The organism is Gilliamella sp. LMG 34359 (assembly GCF_984569085.1).
Genome location: NZ_OZ474906.1, coordinates 3,038,262 through 3,053,884, shown reverse-complemented (window position 1 = coordinate 3,053,884; position 15,623 = coordinate 3,038,262). Strand labels below are relative to the sequence as shown.

Genomic DNA, 15,623 nt, shown 5'->3' with positions numbered 1-15,623 from the left:
GATATCAAATATTATTTATCTATTTAACTCAAATATATTAAGTAAATTAAATATTTTCTTAAATAAGAAATGCTCAAAAAACCTTAAATTAAATGAATCATATCCTAATCTAAAAATTCCATACTAGGTAAAAATATACCGTTTTAGTTTGATAATATAAACTATAAGATAAATATAATTAAGTTATTTGATGAACGAATTGTAATTTTAAATAATTATTCAAATAAAACGAAATTTAATAGAGACCATATTGATAAAATTATAATGAATAATAAAATTTTAACAATTGTTAGAATTAAAATTGCCAAACAAGATTGTTTGGCGGATGCTGATATTTTTAAATAGTACAGCTTTTAAGAAATCTAATTTTTGATTGTTTTATGATTGACCATAGTAGGCATTTTTACCATGCTTACGATAATAGTGTTTATCCAATAATTCTTGTTGGATTTTAATACCGATATTCAGATTGCGAGTTGCTAATGCCATAGCGGCAATCTCTTCTAGTACCACTGCATTATGTACGGCATCATTAGCATTTTTTCCCCAACCAAAAGGGCCATGCCCGGATACTAGCACACTAGGTATTGCTAATATATCAATGGAGCGTTTAATGAACTCTTCAATAATAACTTTACCAGTATTGCGTTCATAATCGTTGGCTATTTCATTAGTGGTTAGTCTACGAGTACAGGGAATATCACCATAAAAATAATCGGCATGAGTAGTGCCTAAAGCTGGAATATCTAATCCTGCTTGCGACCAAATTGTCGCATTTCTTGAATGAGTATGTATAACGCCACCAATTTGTGCAAAAGCCTTATAAAGTTCAATATGCGTTTGGGTATCGCTTGAAGGTTTAAGTTTCCCTTCAACTTTTTTTCCTTCAAGATCAACAATAACTATATCATCCAGTTGTAACTTATCGTAAGCCACACCCGAAGGTTTGATAGCGATAACACCATTATTTCTGTCAATTTCAGATACATTTCCCCAAGTAAATGTTACTAGTTGATAATAAGGCAATAACAAATTTGCAGCTAAAACGCGTTCTTTTAATTCAGTAAACATAGCAAAAATCCTGTTTTATAATAAATTAAATAATAGTAATAAGCAGAGGACCATATCAACGGATATCGTCCTATACTTAAACTTCATCGTTAGTCAACATCGCCGATATGACGAAGCTTTTTGCCTAGCATCAGATTTTTTTCAATACGCTCCAATGAAATATTTTTTGTTTCCGGTACAAAGAAAATCACAATGAAAATAAACAGAACATTCATGCCGGTATATAACCAAAATGTTTGAGCAACACCTATATGACTTAATAAAGTGAGGAATGTAGCACCAATGATCATATTTGATATCCAGTTAGTCGCTGTTGAACAAGTCACACCAAAATCACGACTTTTAAGTGGTTGAATTTCAGAACATAAAATCCACACTACCGGTGCGGCACTCATTGCATAACCACCAATACACATAATTGCCATCCCCACTGCTGCATACGATGTGATTGACGAAGGATTGCCATTTTCAATTAGTTGTAAACAAATACCCAATATCAATGTGCCTAATGCCATAATACCGAAGCCAACTTTGAGAATCGGTTTGCGACCTAATTTATCAACCGTAAAAATTGCAATAAATGTCGCTAATACAAAGGTAAGACCAACAATTATGGTTGCAACCATTTGTTGTTGGGTACTCTCAAATCCGGCAAGACTAAAGATTTTCGGTGCGTAATACATAATAATGTTCATGCCGGTAAATTGTTGCATGGCTTGTAATGCCATACCTAGGTAAACCGTTCGGCGGACATTTTTGTTTGCTTTAAATAGTGTCCATCCCTGTTGTTTTTCTTGCAAACTATCCTTGATATCATTAAATTCTTGTTGAATTTTTTGCGGATCGCTACGGATTGACGCTAAAACTTTCTGTGTTTCATTTAGTCGTCCTTTTGAGGCTAACCACCTAGGACTATTTGGAAGGAAGATGACAACTATAAATAAAATGATTGCCGGAACAGAGATTATCCCCAACATCATCCGCCAATCGCCGGTATAACTAAAGTAGGTATCAGAGAGAAATGCGACTAAAATACCAATGGTGACTAAAAGTTGGTAAGCGGCAATCATCTTACCGCGAATATTTTCTGGAGCCATTTCAGAAAGATAGAGTGGCGCAGTATACGATGCGATACCTACGGCAAAGCCCAAAATAACTCGCCAAACTAGAAGAATTTCTACGTTAGCTGCCAAAGCTGATCCAAAGCAACTTATAATAAAAAATAGGGCACCGGCTAATAAACTATATTTTCTTCCTAAATAAAAAGATAACCAACCATTGGATAAGGCCCCGAAAGCTGCCCCAAGCATCATGGAACTCACTACCCATTCTTGCAATTGTGTGGTGAGTTCAAACTCAATGGTGATAAACGGTAAAGCGCCAGCAATAACACCGATATCCAAACCAAATAATAATCCGGCCATTGCAGCTGAGAAACCGATTAGAAAAGTCATTCTTTTGGCAGAATCTTTTGCCATTTTATTCGTCGTTAAAGGCGTATTCATATCCATCTTATTATTCCTTCTATTCTTTAATTCTGAGAATAATTGGAAAGAATATTTCCAATTATTAAACTAAATAAAATTTATCCAGCATAAGGATTACAATACGCAATCTCATTCCAACGTAACGCATTTCTAAAATCGTTAATTCGGGTATCTTCATCAATAACTAATAGCTCGATATTATGCAGTTTCGCATAAAGCCGCAAATAATCCATAGAAAGTGCTTGGCTATAAACCGAGTGATGTGCAGCTCCAGCAAGAATCCAAGCTTCAGCTGATACCTTCAATGATGGTTTTGGTTTCCAAACCGCGCATGCTACCGGTAGTTTAGGTAGTGCGTAAGGTTGTTTGATTGTTTCGAGTTCATTAGCCACTAATCGGAAGCGATTACCAATATCGATCAGACTGACATTAATTGCCGCCCCGGGTTTTGATGGAAAAATAAGTCGAGCAGGATCAGCTTTACCGCCAATTCCCAGATGTTGGATATCAAGTAAAGGTTTGACACCATCATCTATAATAGAGGGACAAACTTCTAACATATGCGAACCAACAACTAATTCATTCCCTTTGGTAAAATCATAGGTATAATCCTCCATAAAAGCCGTACCGCCAGAAAGTCCTTTGGCCATTAATTTCATAGTGCTAAGTAACGCAGCAGTTTTCCAATCACCTTCACCAGCAAAGCCATAGCCTTTGGCCATTAATCGCTGAACGGCAAGCCCCGGTAGTTGTTTCATACCGTATAAATCTTCAAATGTGGTGGTAAACCCACAATAATTACCCTGCTTAAGAAATTGCTCAATTCCTAATTCAATTCTTGCTGCATCAATTAGATTTTGTCTTTTTTCACCATTAATTTGCGCAACAGGAGTAAGTTGATAAAGTGTTTCGTATTCATCAATTAATTGATTGATTTGGCTATCATTAATTGAATTAATGACTGACACTAAATCGCCAACTGCATGGGTATTGACCGAATAACCAAATTTAATTTGTGCAGAAACTTTATTACCTTCAGTTACCGCAACCTCTCGCATGTTGTCGCCAAACCTAACGATTTTCATGGTTTTTTCGGCATTAATTGCAACGCAAACTCTCATCCATTTTGCAATCTGTTCATGGACCTCTTTATCTTTCCAATAACCGGTTACCAGTGAATGTGGTTGACGCATACGTGAACCGATAAAACCAAATTCACGGCCACCATGGGCAGTTTGATTGAGATTCATAAAATCCATATCCATTGAATCCCAAGGAACGACTTCATTAAATTGGGTATGAAGTTGTAGTAGCGGTTTTTGTAGATGACTTAATCCATTAATCCACATCTTAGCTGGCGAAAAGGTATGTAGCCATGTAATTAAGCCTACGCATTTGGCAGAATAATTCACCTCCTGACAAAGGTTAAATATATCGTCAGGCTTGGTTGCAAGTGGTTTAAGAACAATTTTAACCGGTAAATTGGCTTCATGATTAAAATAATCGGTGACTTGTTGAATATTTTTCTTAATTTGTTCAAGTGCTTCTGAACCATATAAATGTTGACTACCGGCGACAAACCAAATTTCAGCTTCTTTATAAACAAACATAATGGACTCCTTTAGAATTTATTCATATTTTGCAAATAAAATTAAACGTTATAGTTCGGCTCACTAGATGCTGACCAAACTAGATACTTTTTATATAATTCTTGATATTGATGGACTTTATCTTTATTAGGGATAAAAGTGGTTTCGAGTCTGCTGGACATGCTATGTTGAGCGGTGGGAATATCGGCATAAACATTGGCGGCTACAGCGGCAAATATTGCCGCTCCTAACGCACAACATTGTTCTGAACTTACCACGGTGAGTGGTCTATTCATTACGTCAGCACAAGCCTGCATGATAACTGGCGATTTTTTAGCAATTCCGCCTAATGCAACAATCTCTTTAACTGGTACATGTTGATTAATAAAACACTCCATAATTGCCCTAGCACCAAAGGCTGTTGATAAAACCAAACTACCGAACAAGGTTGCTGCATCAGTTGCAATTGTTAAATTACTAATAACGCCTTTTATTCGTTGATTGGCGTAAGGGGTGCGACGACCATTAAACCAATCAAGGGTTACAGGAATTGTGTCTAGATTTGGATTTTCTGCCCAAGCTTGGGCAATATCACTTAATAATTTATGTTTTAAATCCTCTATTGTTGATTGCAATTCAGGTGAAGTTGCCACTAACCTTTCCAGTGGCCAACACAAAAGTTTTTTGTACCAGGCATAAGTATCGCCAAAGGCAGATTGACCGGCCTCAAGACCAATATAGTTTGGCATCACACTGCCATCTACTTGACCACAGATGCCTTTAATTGGTCGATTATCAATGACAGCCTGTTCTGCTAATAAAATATCGCAAGTAGAGGTGCCAATTACTTTTACTAACGTATAAGGCTTGGCGCCAGCACCTACCGCTCCCATGTGGCAATCAAAGGCACCACCAGAAATGATGACCGAAGATGGCAAGCCTAATTTTTCAGCCCACTCTTGAGTAATTGTGCCAACTTTATGGTTAGCCGTATAAGTCTCTTCAAATAAAGGATAAGGTAAGGTAGTTACTAAAGCTGGATCGAGTTTTTCAAAAAACTCATAAGGTGGTAAACCATGCCACTCTTCACTCCAAAAACATTTGTGACCGGCAGCACAGCGACCACGTTTTATCTTATTTGGTGCAGTAGTTCCAGAAAGTAAAGCAGGTACCCAATCACACAGTTCAATCCAAGAGGCTGAAGCACTTTTTACCGCACTATCTTGACGAAAAATGTGCATAATCTTCGCCCAAAACCATTCGGAAGAATAAACTCCACCACAATATTGTAAATATTGGCAATAAGGTTCGGTTTTGCACAGGCTATTAATCTCTTCAGCTTCATTTACCGAGGTATGATCTTTCCAAAGAATAAACATGGCATTAGGATTGTTGCTAAACTCTGTTTTTAACGCTAATACTTCACCATTTTCATCAATTGGTGCTGGAGTAGAGCCTGTTGAATCAACGCCAATGGCAACTATGTTTTGTGCATCAGATTTTAGTTGTTTGACAACTGATTGTATTGATTGCGTCATTGACTCAATATAATCGAGAGGATGATGTCTGAATTGATTTTTTTGGGGATCACAAAACTGACCTTTTGCCCATCGTGGGTAATAAATTACTTCTGTAGCTAATTCTTTGCCATTCTCGCAGTCGACAGCTAAAGCTCTGACAGAATCGCTACCAAAATCTAATCCAATGGTTATTTTTTTATTCATCCGCTAGTACCTCAAAGACTAATTAAATGGAATTTTCGGGAAGAATAATTAATATCCGATAAAACAAATAGGTACGTTGTTGCTATAAATATAGACGATTTTGCACACCTAAATTGTTTTGTGATGGAGATCTCACAATTATCACTATTCAAAAAAATTTTTTATGTAAAAATAAAAAAAATTGCCAAGAATTGAGGATGCTAAATGAGTAATGAACAACAAAATGACCCGTTACTACCGGGTTATTCATTTAATGTCCATCTTGTATCTGGTTTAACTCCGATCGAAAAAGAAGGCAAATTTGATTTTTTCATCGATCGCCCTAAAGGGTTAAATGGTTACATTATCAACTTAACTTATGCAGGGCAGGGGACTATTTATCGTGATAATGAATCATTCAATTGTTATCCAGGTGATTTTGTGCTTTTTCCTCCCAAAGAGCCCCATTTATATGGCCGCAAAGAAGACGAAAATAATTGGTTTCACTTTTGGGTTTATTTTAGACCTAAATCAACATGGAAATATTTATTAAGTTGGGAAAATCGCTTAAAAGAAACCGGGTTTTATCGCCCTAATACTCAAGTAAAAGACGAGCTAGAACAATTATTTATAAAAATTGTCGAGGTAGGGCAATCAAATATAATTTATTCGGAAAATTTAGCCATGAGTATGTTAGAGCAATTCTTAATACGCTGTGCACAAGAGACCTCTGCTACTAATCCCCCTAAAATCGATACTCGCGTATTGCAAGTTTGTAACTATTTAATTGATACCCTTGATGAAAATAATTTTACCCTAGATATTGTGTCACAAAGAGTGTGTTTGTCGACATCAAGGATCGCCCATATGTTTAAAGATCAAATTGGTATGTCGATTGGCGAATGGCGACAAGAACAACGAGTAAATCGGGCGAAACTGTTATTGCAAACCACGACCATGAGTATTGCCGAAATCAGTCGTTCAATTGGCTTTGATGATCAACTCTATTTTTCGCGGATCTTCAAAAAGAGAATTGGTTTGAGTCCGCAAAAATATCGCAATAGTACCCGAGAACAGAATGAAAGGAAAATTCAAAGTGTCAATTCGCTTTATTTTTATGATAGACAAAGTGATTCTATTGTTGAATGAATTGAGCTAACCATTTAGCTCAGGTTTTACTAATGATGCAATCTAAATTCAACCTGTTACTAGTTTGATTTTATTTTAAATAGTTTGCCCTTTTTCAATTTGATAAGGCAGACAGATGCTATTAGGAATTATCTCTCCGTCAAGCCTTTTTAACAGTAATTCAATGGCGACTTTACCTATTTCGAATCGTGGCGTAATAACAGTAGCAATATTTTGTTTATTGGCTCGACCAACTTCTAATCCATGGAATCCTGAAATAGCGATTTGTTCCGGAACAGGGATGCTATAATTTTGGCATTCAAGTAAAACACCAATAGCCATATCATCGTTAGTGCAAAATACACCGTCCATATTCGGATATTCTTGTATTGCTTTATGAAAGAGATGTTTGCCTAAATCGATAGATGAAATCAAATTTGGTAAAATTTGATGGGGAACCAATCCTGATTGCTGCATTGCTTGCTCATAACCGTGATAACGCTGACTATCTCGCACGCTAGCAATTGAGTTAAAATAGATAATATTTTTTTTACCAGAGGCAATCATCTGCATTGTCATGTCATATGCAGCTTTTTGGTTATCAAATCCAACTTGAATATCAAAAAACGTATTGGTAATATCCATTAACTCAATAACAGGAATCTTAGCTGTCTTTAAATATTCAAGCGTAGTTGTTGTATGTTGTTTTTCCATCAAAACTAATGCATCAATATTATAAGATAGTAAATTGATAATTTTCTCTTCCTCAATTTGCTTATCATAATTGTAATTAGTAATAATGGTTTGATAGTGATGGGTTGACGCGACAGATTCAATGCCAGCTAGAACTTCTAAAAATATCTGATTTTTAAATGATGGAATGGCGATACCGATACAACGGCTACGAGAACCTAACATGATTTGTGGGGCAAGATTAGGTATATAATTAATTTCTTTTAGTACCTTGGCGATTTTTTCTCTATTTTTTTCTGATATCTGCTTAGGATTTTTTAAATAGCGACTAATTGTCATTTTAGTCACACCAGTTAAATCGGCAATATCTTGTAAACTAATGCGTTTATCTTTCATAAATCGTTATTTAAAGGAATTATTCAAAAGAAAGCGGCTATTTTATCAGTAAAATAGCAAAATAAATAACATTAGTTATCTTGAATTAAATCAAAAAGGTAATAGCCACTATTACCTTTTTATTGAAAATGGAGATTATTTTTTAGGTGCTTTAACGTTAGCCATAAGCACGACGGATAATACTAAAGCTGCGCCCATAAAAATATAAGATGCTCCGGCACTACCGGTTGCAGCATTGATAACACCAACTAACCATGCGCCAATGAATGCACCAAGCGCGCCAAAACTATTAATTAACCCAATTGAAACACCCGAAACATTACTAGGTAATAGTTCAGGAATTAAGGCAAAAAACGGTCCATATGGTGCATACATACATCCTGCTGCGATAGATAATAAGATGAAGCAGATCCAGAAATGTTCGGCACCAAGTAAATAAGCGGTAAAGAAAGCAATAGTCGCAATTAACAATAATGGCCAAACAAATAATTTTCTGTTTTGAAGTTTATCAGAATAAAAAGAGACAATTAACATCATTGCAATCGCAACAAAGTAAGGGATAGCCGCTAACCAACCAACTGAAACGATATCAACATTACCAGATGCTTTAATGATAGATGGCATCCACATCATAAAACCATATACTCCAATGCTCCATAAAGCATGTACTGCACAAAGTTTAATTACATTACCTGAACGAAATGCTTCACCATAATTACGCATTGGTTTAATATTTTGCTGCTCTTTATCCATTACTGCTTGGAATTCAGCTTTTTCTGCGTCGGTTAACCATTTCACTTCTGATGGTTTATCTCTGACCAAAATCCACCAAATTACGGCCCATAAAACGGCTGGTAAACCTTCAATAACAAACATTTCACGCCAGCCATAAAGGTCAATTAAATGAGCTGAAACAATAGACATCCACAATACTGTTACTGGATTTCCTAATATTAAAAACGTATTGGCTTTTGAGCGTTCAGCTTTTGTGAACCAAGTACTAATATAAATTAACATTGACGGCATCACAGCAGCTTCAACAATACCTAAAACAAAGCGTATCGCCATAAGTGAAGGTATATTACTGACCATTCCTGTTAGTGCTGCACACATTCCCCATAAAATAAGGCAAACAAAAATCAGTTTTCGAACACTTTTTCTAACCGCGTAAATAGAACCTGGAACTTGGAAGAAAAAGTAGCCAAGAAAAAACAGTGCACCAATTAATGATGACGTACCTTTAGTAATGCCTAAATCATCATTGATACCGGCGGCAGCGGCAAAACCATAATTTGCACGATCTAAGTAAGCTAGACTGTAAGTGATAAAAATTATTGGCATTAATCGCCACCATCTCGATGGTGCTAATTTTTGTGTGATATTCATATTCATTCCCTTTATAAACTAAATAAAATCCTAGATAAATTACGACAAATGTTTATGGTTCTAATCATCTCAAATAACGCTCATTAGCTTTGAATCATAAACATCTGTGTAATTTGTGATGGGTGATTAAACCGCAGCTAGCATTCCGCCATCGACATAAAGAATATGTCCGTTGACAAAATTAGATGCTTTAGAGGATAAAAATACCGCTGAACCAATCAGTTCTTCAGGTTTACCCCAACGAGCTGCTGGTGTTCTTTGACATAACCAGCTGGTGAACTCTTTATTTTCGACCAGTGCTTTACACATCTCAGTATCGAAATAACCAGGACCAATACCATTGACTTGAATGTTGTAGCGGGCAAGTTCAACACACATTCCTTTTACTAACATTTTTACCGCTCCTTTCGAGGCGGCGTAAGGCGTGATAGTGTCTCGACCTAATTCACTTTGCATTGAACAGATATGGATGATTTTCCCTTCACGGCGGTTAATCATATGTTTAGCCACTTGTTGTGAAACTAAAAACACCGCTTTTTGATTAACGTTAATGACTGCATCCCAATCTGCTTCAGGAAATTCTGTAAAAGGATGACGACGTTGAATCCCGGCATTATTAATTAAAATATCGATAGCACCGATTTCTTTCTCAATATAATTAATTGCTTGCGTTACGGATGCTAAATTAGTGACATCAAAACCTACACCAACGGCATCAATACCTTGTTGCTGTAATAACTTGGCAGCATTATCGGCTCTTTCTTGAGTAATATCATTGATGATAATGCTAGCGCCATATTGACCTAAACCATTTGCTAAAAGATTACCAATTCCTTGAGCAGAACCGGTGATGAGTGCGCGTTTTCCTTTCAATTCAAATAAAGACTGCATGACTTTCTCCCTTTTTATAAAATGTTATGCGTAACAGTTACGCATAACATTAGAGCAAAAAATCTAAAAAAGAAAGCCTAAAACACCATGATTAACCGGAAAATGTTAATTCTGTGATCAATATCAAATTATTGAGGTAAAAAATTTTTCGATTTAATTTTAAAAAGTTAATACTAAACATCGCTGCGTGTTTTATATATAATAGCCAGCCACAGACTTGGATTTAGAAAATCAATTTCGGAGCTTTTTTCATGCAGCAGTTTCGTCCTATCCGTCGTGCTTTACTTAGTGTTTCTGATAAAACCGGAATCATTGAATTTGCCAAAGCTTTATCCGTTCGTAATATAGAACTTCTTTCCACTGGCGGAACCGCCAAACTTCTAATTGACAACCATATTCCTGTTACCGAAGTAGCGGATTACACGGGATTTCCTGAGATGATGGATGGTCGAGTCAAAACTTTACATCCTAAAATACATGGTGGCATATTGGGGCGTCGAGGAATTGATGATGAGGTGATGAAACAACATCAGATCGCACCAATTGATATGGTAGTTGTGAACTTATATCCTTTTGCGAAAACGGTTGCTGACCCCAAATGCAGTCTAGAAGATGCGATAGAAAATATTGATATTGGTGGACCAACCATGGTACGGTCAGCGGCAAAAAATAATAAAGATGTCGCTATCGTCGTTGATTGCCGGGATTATAGCACCATCATTGATATGCTAGATCAACAGCAAAATTGCCTTTCGTTCAAATATCGATTTAGTTTAGCAATAAAGGCATTTGAACATACTGCTCAATATGATGGTATGATCGCCAACTACTTTGGTAAACTTGTGCCACCATATTATGGTGATAGAGATAAACCAGCAGGTGAGTTTTCTCGCACTTTAAATTTACAATTTATTAAAAAACAAGATATGCGCTATGGTGAAAACTCTCATCAACAAGCGGCTTTCTATGTTGAAGAACATTTAGAGCAAGGCTCTATTGCTACCGCTAAACAGGTACAAGGTAAAGAATTATCTTATAACAATATTGCTGATACCGATGCCGCATTAGAATGCGTAAAATCATTTGCAGAGCCGGCTTGCGTGATTGTTAAACACGCCAATCCTTGTGGTGTTGCGGTAAGTGATAACATCTTAAATGCCTACCTTAATGCTTTTAAAACCGATCCAACTTCTGCTTTTGGTGGCATCATTGCTTTTAATCGTCCTTTGGATGCTAAGACTGCCCAAACTATCGTTGATAAGCAATTCGTTGAAGTGATTATTGCGCCATCCGTTGATCAAGACGCATTGGCGATCACCCAAACTAAAAAAAATGTCCGAGTATTGGAGTGTGGTCAATGGTCAGGAAGCGCGGTTGCCAGTTTAGACTTTAAACGAGTTAATGGTGGACTTCTTGTACAAGACCGAGATTTAGGTATGGTAACCCAAGAACAACTAACAGTGGTTACCAAACGACAACCGACCGAAAAAGAGTTATCTGATGCACTATTTTGTTGGAAAGTAGCTAAATTTGTAAAATCTAATGCCATTGTTTATGCTAAAGATAACATGACTATTGGAATTGGCGCCGGGCAAATGAGCAGGGTGTATTCGGCAAAAATTGCCGGAATAAAAGCGCAAGATGAAAATCTAGAAGTCGCTGGTTCAGTTGTGGCATCTGATGCCTTCTTTCCGTTTAGAGACGGTGTTGATGCAGCGGCTGCTGTGGGAGTTACTTGTGTTATTCAGCCCGGTGGTTCAATTCGCGATGATGAAGTGATACAAGCTGCAAATGAGCATAATATTGCCATGATCTTCACCAATATGCGGCATTTTAGGCATTAATTTTAAAAGTATTGAAAGGACCTTGTATGAAAGTATTAGTTATCGGCAATGGTGGACGTGAACATGCTTTGGCATGGAAAGCAGCACAATCGCCATTAGTTTCTAAAGTGTTTGTTGCGCCAGGCAATGCTGGTACTGCGCTGGAACCTAATTTAGAAAACATCAACATTAAAGCAACCGACATTGCTGGTCTACTCAATTTTGCTCAAGCGCAAGAAATAGACTTAACTATTGTAGGACCAGAAGCTCCATTAGTGATTGGTATTGTGGATAGTTTCCAAAAGGCAGGATTAACTATTTTTGGCCCCTCAAAAGCCGCAGCACAACTTGAAGGTTCGAAGGCTTTCACTAAAGATTTTTTAGCTCGTCACCATATTCCAACTGCTGAATATCAAAACTTTACCGAAATTGAGCCAGCTATTGCCTATATTCAGCAAAAAGGGGCGCCAATTGTAATAAAAGCTGATGGTTTAGCTGCAGGGAAAGGCGTGATTGTTGCCATGACACTTCAAGAAGCAGAAGAGGCGGTGCGCGATATGTTAGCGGGTAATGCCTTTGGTGATGCCGGTCATAGAGTAGTAATAGAAGAGTTTCTCGATGGCGAAGAAGCTAGCTTTATCGTGATGGTCGATGGTAAACATGTCGAACCAATGGCAACTAGTCAAGATCATAAGCGAGTAGGTGATGGCGATACCGGTCTTAATACCGGAGGAATGGGCGCTTATTCTCCAGCACCGGTAGTAACCGATGAGGTCTTCAATAAAGTTATGCAACAAATCATCTATCCTACGGTCAATGGCATGGCACAAGAAGGTAATGTTTATGTTGGTTTCCTTTATGCCGGTTTAATGATAGATAAACAAGGTAATCCCAAAGTCATTGAATTTAATTGTCGATTTGGCGATCCAGAAACCCAACCGATCATGATGCGAATGCAATCGGACTTGATAGAACTCTGTTTAGCTGCCACAAAAGGTAAATTAGATACCATAAAATCAAAATGGGATCCAAGACCAGCTTTAGGTGTCGTGCTCGCTGCTGGTGGTTATCCGGGCGATTACAACACTAAAGATGTTATTTTAGGTCTACCAACCGTTATAGATAACGATTGTAAAATCTTCCACGCCGGTACTTGCTTGGAAAATGGTCAAGTTTGTACCAATGGTGGACGAGTTCTATGTGTCACCGCACTAGGTAACAGCGTATCAGATGCCCAAAAACGTGCATATGAACAAATCAAAAATATTCATTGGCATGGTTGTTACTATCGGCATGATATTGGTTATCGAGCCATTGAACGTGAAAAAAATGATTTATAACGTTTAGTTCTGATACTAAACATTTGATAATGGCGTCAAATGACGCCATATCTATTCATTATAATGACTTAAGGTTGATTGATTTTTCTAAAATTCGCAATATAAATCTTGGTTTTAGTTTTACAGTTATCTAATTTTGTATATAATCTAGGCTATATTTATGAATAATGCTTATTGAGTAATTAGTTGTTGTACTTGCCGATCCTGCGATAAAGGGGAAAAAGTCATTTAAGGTATCTAGCTTTAATTAAAATATTATTACCAATTTCAATGAAGCAGTGTTATTAGATAAATCGACTCTCTGAAGAAATAAAAAATGGTAACCTTTTTTTATATTTTATTATTTTTAATTGAGCTTTTTCTGTTGGGTATCACGATACCTTATTCAGATTGTACACCAACTCATTATAGAAGAATAAAATCGTTAAAAAGATTATTATGGGTAACAAGAATAATTTATTTTTTTCTATTTAGTATTTTATTCTTATGCTCATTATATCAAGAAAAAATTATAGAATCTTTTCCAGAATATAAACCATTAATCATTTTATTGTTTTTTATTTTCTTTTTTTTCAATCCTGCAATAGCTTTTATATGTTTACTAATTAACAAAATAAAAGGTAAAAAAAGAAAAAAGAAAAGAAAATTTATAAATTGAGATTTCTTAACTTTGATGGAACAATAATTTTTTATAAAGATCTATTTTTTGTTTTTATTTTGGTTACTATTTTTAGGTTATATTGATTATAAAAACGATAGGATTTTTAAACCAAAATATAATCTTTATATTCATCTTTCAAGATAGTTACCATTTTTTATATTATTTAATAATGAACATTTATAGGGATATAATGGATACTCAAAATCAATCTTATTTTAAACTACCTTGCCTTTTTATTTTTATCAATTTTGGATGTTCATTATTCAATTCCATATTTAATCTTGTTATCAAATCGGATAGCTACCTTAGCGAAGGCAATATTTACATAGCTCAACTAATTCATAGTTTAACTTTGGGTTCTATGAATTATTATTTTTTAGTTTTTATTATTAGTGTATTTTTCTGCCAAAAGTATTGTCTATATAATGTATCTAAAAATTGGAAAGTAATCAGTTTGCTCTCTGTGATTTTTTTTCTTATTACCTATTTTTTGCAAACACCACTTTTTGAATTCGGCGTTGAAATATTCATACTGTTTTATAATTATTTTCTAATTAATTTTGACTTAATCCACGATGATTCATTTTCATATTTCTATCTCATTTTCACATATCGGCTAATTCTTATAATAGATTTATTTGTGCTAATCATAATGTTTTATTTTATCGGTAGAAATAATATTATTTATCGATCAGCAATTAATTTTAATTCAGACCAATTAAAAAAAATTCATATCCAACTTTATAGTATTTTCTTGTCCTATATATCGTTAGCAATAATTTATCATTTTTTGCAACCAAGTATATCTTTAGTGTTGGCACCAGTATTGATAGGACTTTTATTGTCAGTAATTCTCTATATACTTTTCACTGTAGTTATCAAAAATAGTTTTAAACAAGTGAATTCTAAAGTTAGCTTCGCAAAATTGATATTGTCAGGAATGGTAACTACTTTTCTTAGTGGTCTTGTAAGTACGACTATTTATTATGTGATTTTTATGAATGATATTTCACCTTCATTAAGTCTCATAAGTAAAATTCAATCTCAGTCTTTAAATAATCTAATATTTTTATTGGCAATTAATTTACTTTTATCTTTGTTAATCAGTCGCTATTTTATTAAATTTCTTTATAAAAAAGATGAAAGTTTGTTTATAAACTAAGGATAGATATCACCACTATGCTATAAACTCATAAAAGATATCTATCATGGTTAAAAATCGTTATAGTAAACTAAACTCTGAGTAATACTACATTATTGTTTAAAAAATAAATTAAAAAAATGAGGATGGTAAACGAGATTTTAAACAAAATGAATGTGTACTTTAGCAACTATGCAAGTTGTTAAAGTACCATCATTTGTAAAATCATTTGAACTATTTATTATGTAAATGGAGCAATAAAAATTCCATCAACAATCTTAACATTCCTGAATAATGGTATAAAAATCTAGATA

10 protein-coding genes are annotated in these 15,623 nt (G+C 35.3%); 3 read left to right on the top strand and 7 right to left on the bottom strand.

The genetic code is table 11. The annotated features are described in order from the left end of the window. Positions 1-378: 378 nt before the first annotated feature. The 4 genes from AC5LXV_RS13955 to AC5LXV_RS13940 form a co-directional block, all read right to left on the bottom strand. Complete coding sequence (locus AC5LXV_RS13955; protein WP_493466814.1) at positions 379-1,071, bottom strand: L-ribulose-5-phosphate 4-epimerase; 693 nt, start codon at positions 1,069-1,071, stop codon at positions 379-381. An 89-nt stretch (positions 1,072-1,160) separates the two neighbouring features. Then, a complete protein-coding gene (locus AC5LXV_RS13950; RefSeq protein ID WP_493445177.1) occupies positions 1,161-2,582 on the bottom strand; it encodes a sugar porter family MFS transporter in 1,422 nt (473 codons plus the stop codon). 74 nt (positions 2,583-2,656) lie between these two features. After that, entirely contained in the window at positions 2,657-4,168 is a 1,512-nt protein-coding gene (gene araA, locus AC5LXV_RS13945; RefSeq protein ID WP_493466813.1) for an L-arabinose isomerase, read from the bottom strand. 41 nt (positions 4,169-4,209) lie between these two features. Further along, positions 4,210-5,871, bottom strand: a complete 1,662-nt coding sequence (locus tag AC5LXV_RS13940) for a ribulokinase (protein ID WP_493466812.1) — start codon at positions 5,869-5,871, stop codon at positions 4,210-4,212. Positions 5,872-6,075: 204 nt separating this feature from the next. On the opposite strand from AC5LXV_RS13940, the gene araC reads away from it, so the two are divergent. After that, positions 6,076-6,999, top strand: a complete 924-nt coding sequence (gene araC / locus AC5LXV_RS13935; RefSeq protein WP_493466811.1) for an arabinose operon transcriptional regulator AraC — start codon at positions 6,076-6,078, stop codon at positions 6,997-6,999. A 75-nt stretch (positions 7,000-7,074) separates the two neighbouring features. On the opposite strand, the gene AC5LXV_RS13930 is transcribed toward araC, so the two are convergent. The 3 genes from AC5LXV_RS13930 to idnO all read right to left on the bottom strand — a co-directional run bounded on the left by AC5LXV_RS13930 (position 7,075) and on the right by idnO (position 10,344). Continuing rightward, complete coding sequence (locus AC5LXV_RS13930; protein ID WP_493466810.1) at positions 7,075-8,067, bottom strand: LacI family DNA-binding transcriptional regulator; 993 nt, start codon at positions 8,065-8,067, stop codon at positions 7,075-7,077. A gap of 135 nt (positions 8,068-8,202) precedes the next feature. Further along, the gene (locus tag AC5LXV_RS13925) at positions 8,203-9,453 is read right to left on the bottom strand and encodes an MFS transporter (protein ID WP_110432875.1); all 1,251 of its coding nucleotides are present in this window, start codon (positions 9,451-9,453) and stop codon (positions 8,203-8,205) included. A 126-nt stretch (positions 9,454-9,579) separates the two neighbouring features. After that, on the bottom strand, positions 9,580-10,344 hold the full coding sequence (gene idnO / locus AC5LXV_RS13920; protein WP_086359370.1) for a gluconate 5-dehydrogenase: 765 nt from the start codon (positions 10,342-10,344) through the stop codon (positions 9,580-9,582). A gap of 251 nt (positions 10,345-10,595) precedes the next feature. Between idnO and purH the strand changes: the two genes are divergently transcribed. Further along, positions 10,596-12,188 (top strand): bifunctional phosphoribosylaminoimidazolecarboxamide formyltransferase/IMP cyclohydrolase, encoded by a 1,593-nt coding sequence (gene purH, locus AC5LXV_RS13915; RefSeq protein ID WP_493466809.1) that lies wholly within the window; start codon positions 10,596-10,598, stop codon positions 12,186-12,188. A gap of 26 nt (positions 12,189-12,214) precedes the next feature. Further along, positions 12,215-13,507: a phosphoribosylamine--glycine ligase gene (gene purD / locus AC5LXV_RS13910; RefSeq protein ID WP_493461246.1), complete on the top strand. Its 1,293-nt coding sequence runs from the start codon at positions 12,215-12,217 to the stop codon at positions 13,505-13,507. The last annotated feature ends 2,116 nt before the right edge of the window (positions 13,508-15,623 follow it).

What these genes read in the sequence shown, in the direction of transcription:
- AC5LXV_RS13955 (WP_493466814.1), bottom strand. Translation starts at nt 1,071, where the DNA reads ATGTTTACTGAATTAAAAGAACGCGTTTTAGCTGCAAATTTGTTATTG.
- purH (WP_493466809.1), top strand. Translation starts at nt 10,596, where the DNA reads ATGCAGCAGTTTCGTCCTATCCGTCGTGCTTTACTTAGTGTTTCTGAT.
- idnO (WP_086359370.1), bottom strand. Translation starts at nt 10,344, where the DNA reads ATGCAGTCTTTATTTGAATTGAAAGGAAAACGCGCACTCATCACCGGT.
- araC (WP_493466811.1), top strand. Translation starts at nt 6,076, where the DNA reads ATGAGTAATGAACAACAAAATGACCCGTTACTACCGGGTTATTCATTT.
- AC5LXV_RS13950 (WP_493445177.1), bottom strand. Translation starts at nt 2,582, where the DNA reads ATGGATATGAATACGCCTTTAACGACGAATAAAATGGCAAAAGATTCT.
- AC5LXV_RS13940 (WP_493466812.1), bottom strand. Translation starts at nt 5,871, where the DNA reads ATGAATAAAAAAATAACCATTGGATTAGATTTTGGTAGCGATTCTGTC.
- AC5LXV_RS13925 (WP_110432875.1), bottom strand. Translation starts at nt 9,453, where the DNA reads ATGAATATCACACAAAAATTAGCACCATCGAGATGGTGGCGATTAATG.
- araA (WP_493466813.1), bottom strand. Translation starts at nt 4,168, where the DNA reads ATGTTTGTTTATAAAGAAGCTGAAATTTGGTTTGTCGCCGGTAGTCAA.
- purD (WP_493461246.1), top strand. Translation starts at nt 12,215, where the DNA reads ATGAAAGTATTAGTTATCGGCAATGGTGGACGTGAACATGCTTTGGCA.
- AC5LXV_RS13930 (WP_493466810.1), bottom strand. Translation starts at nt 8,067, where the DNA reads ATGAAAGATAAACGCATTAGTTTACAAGATATTGCCGATTTAACTGGT.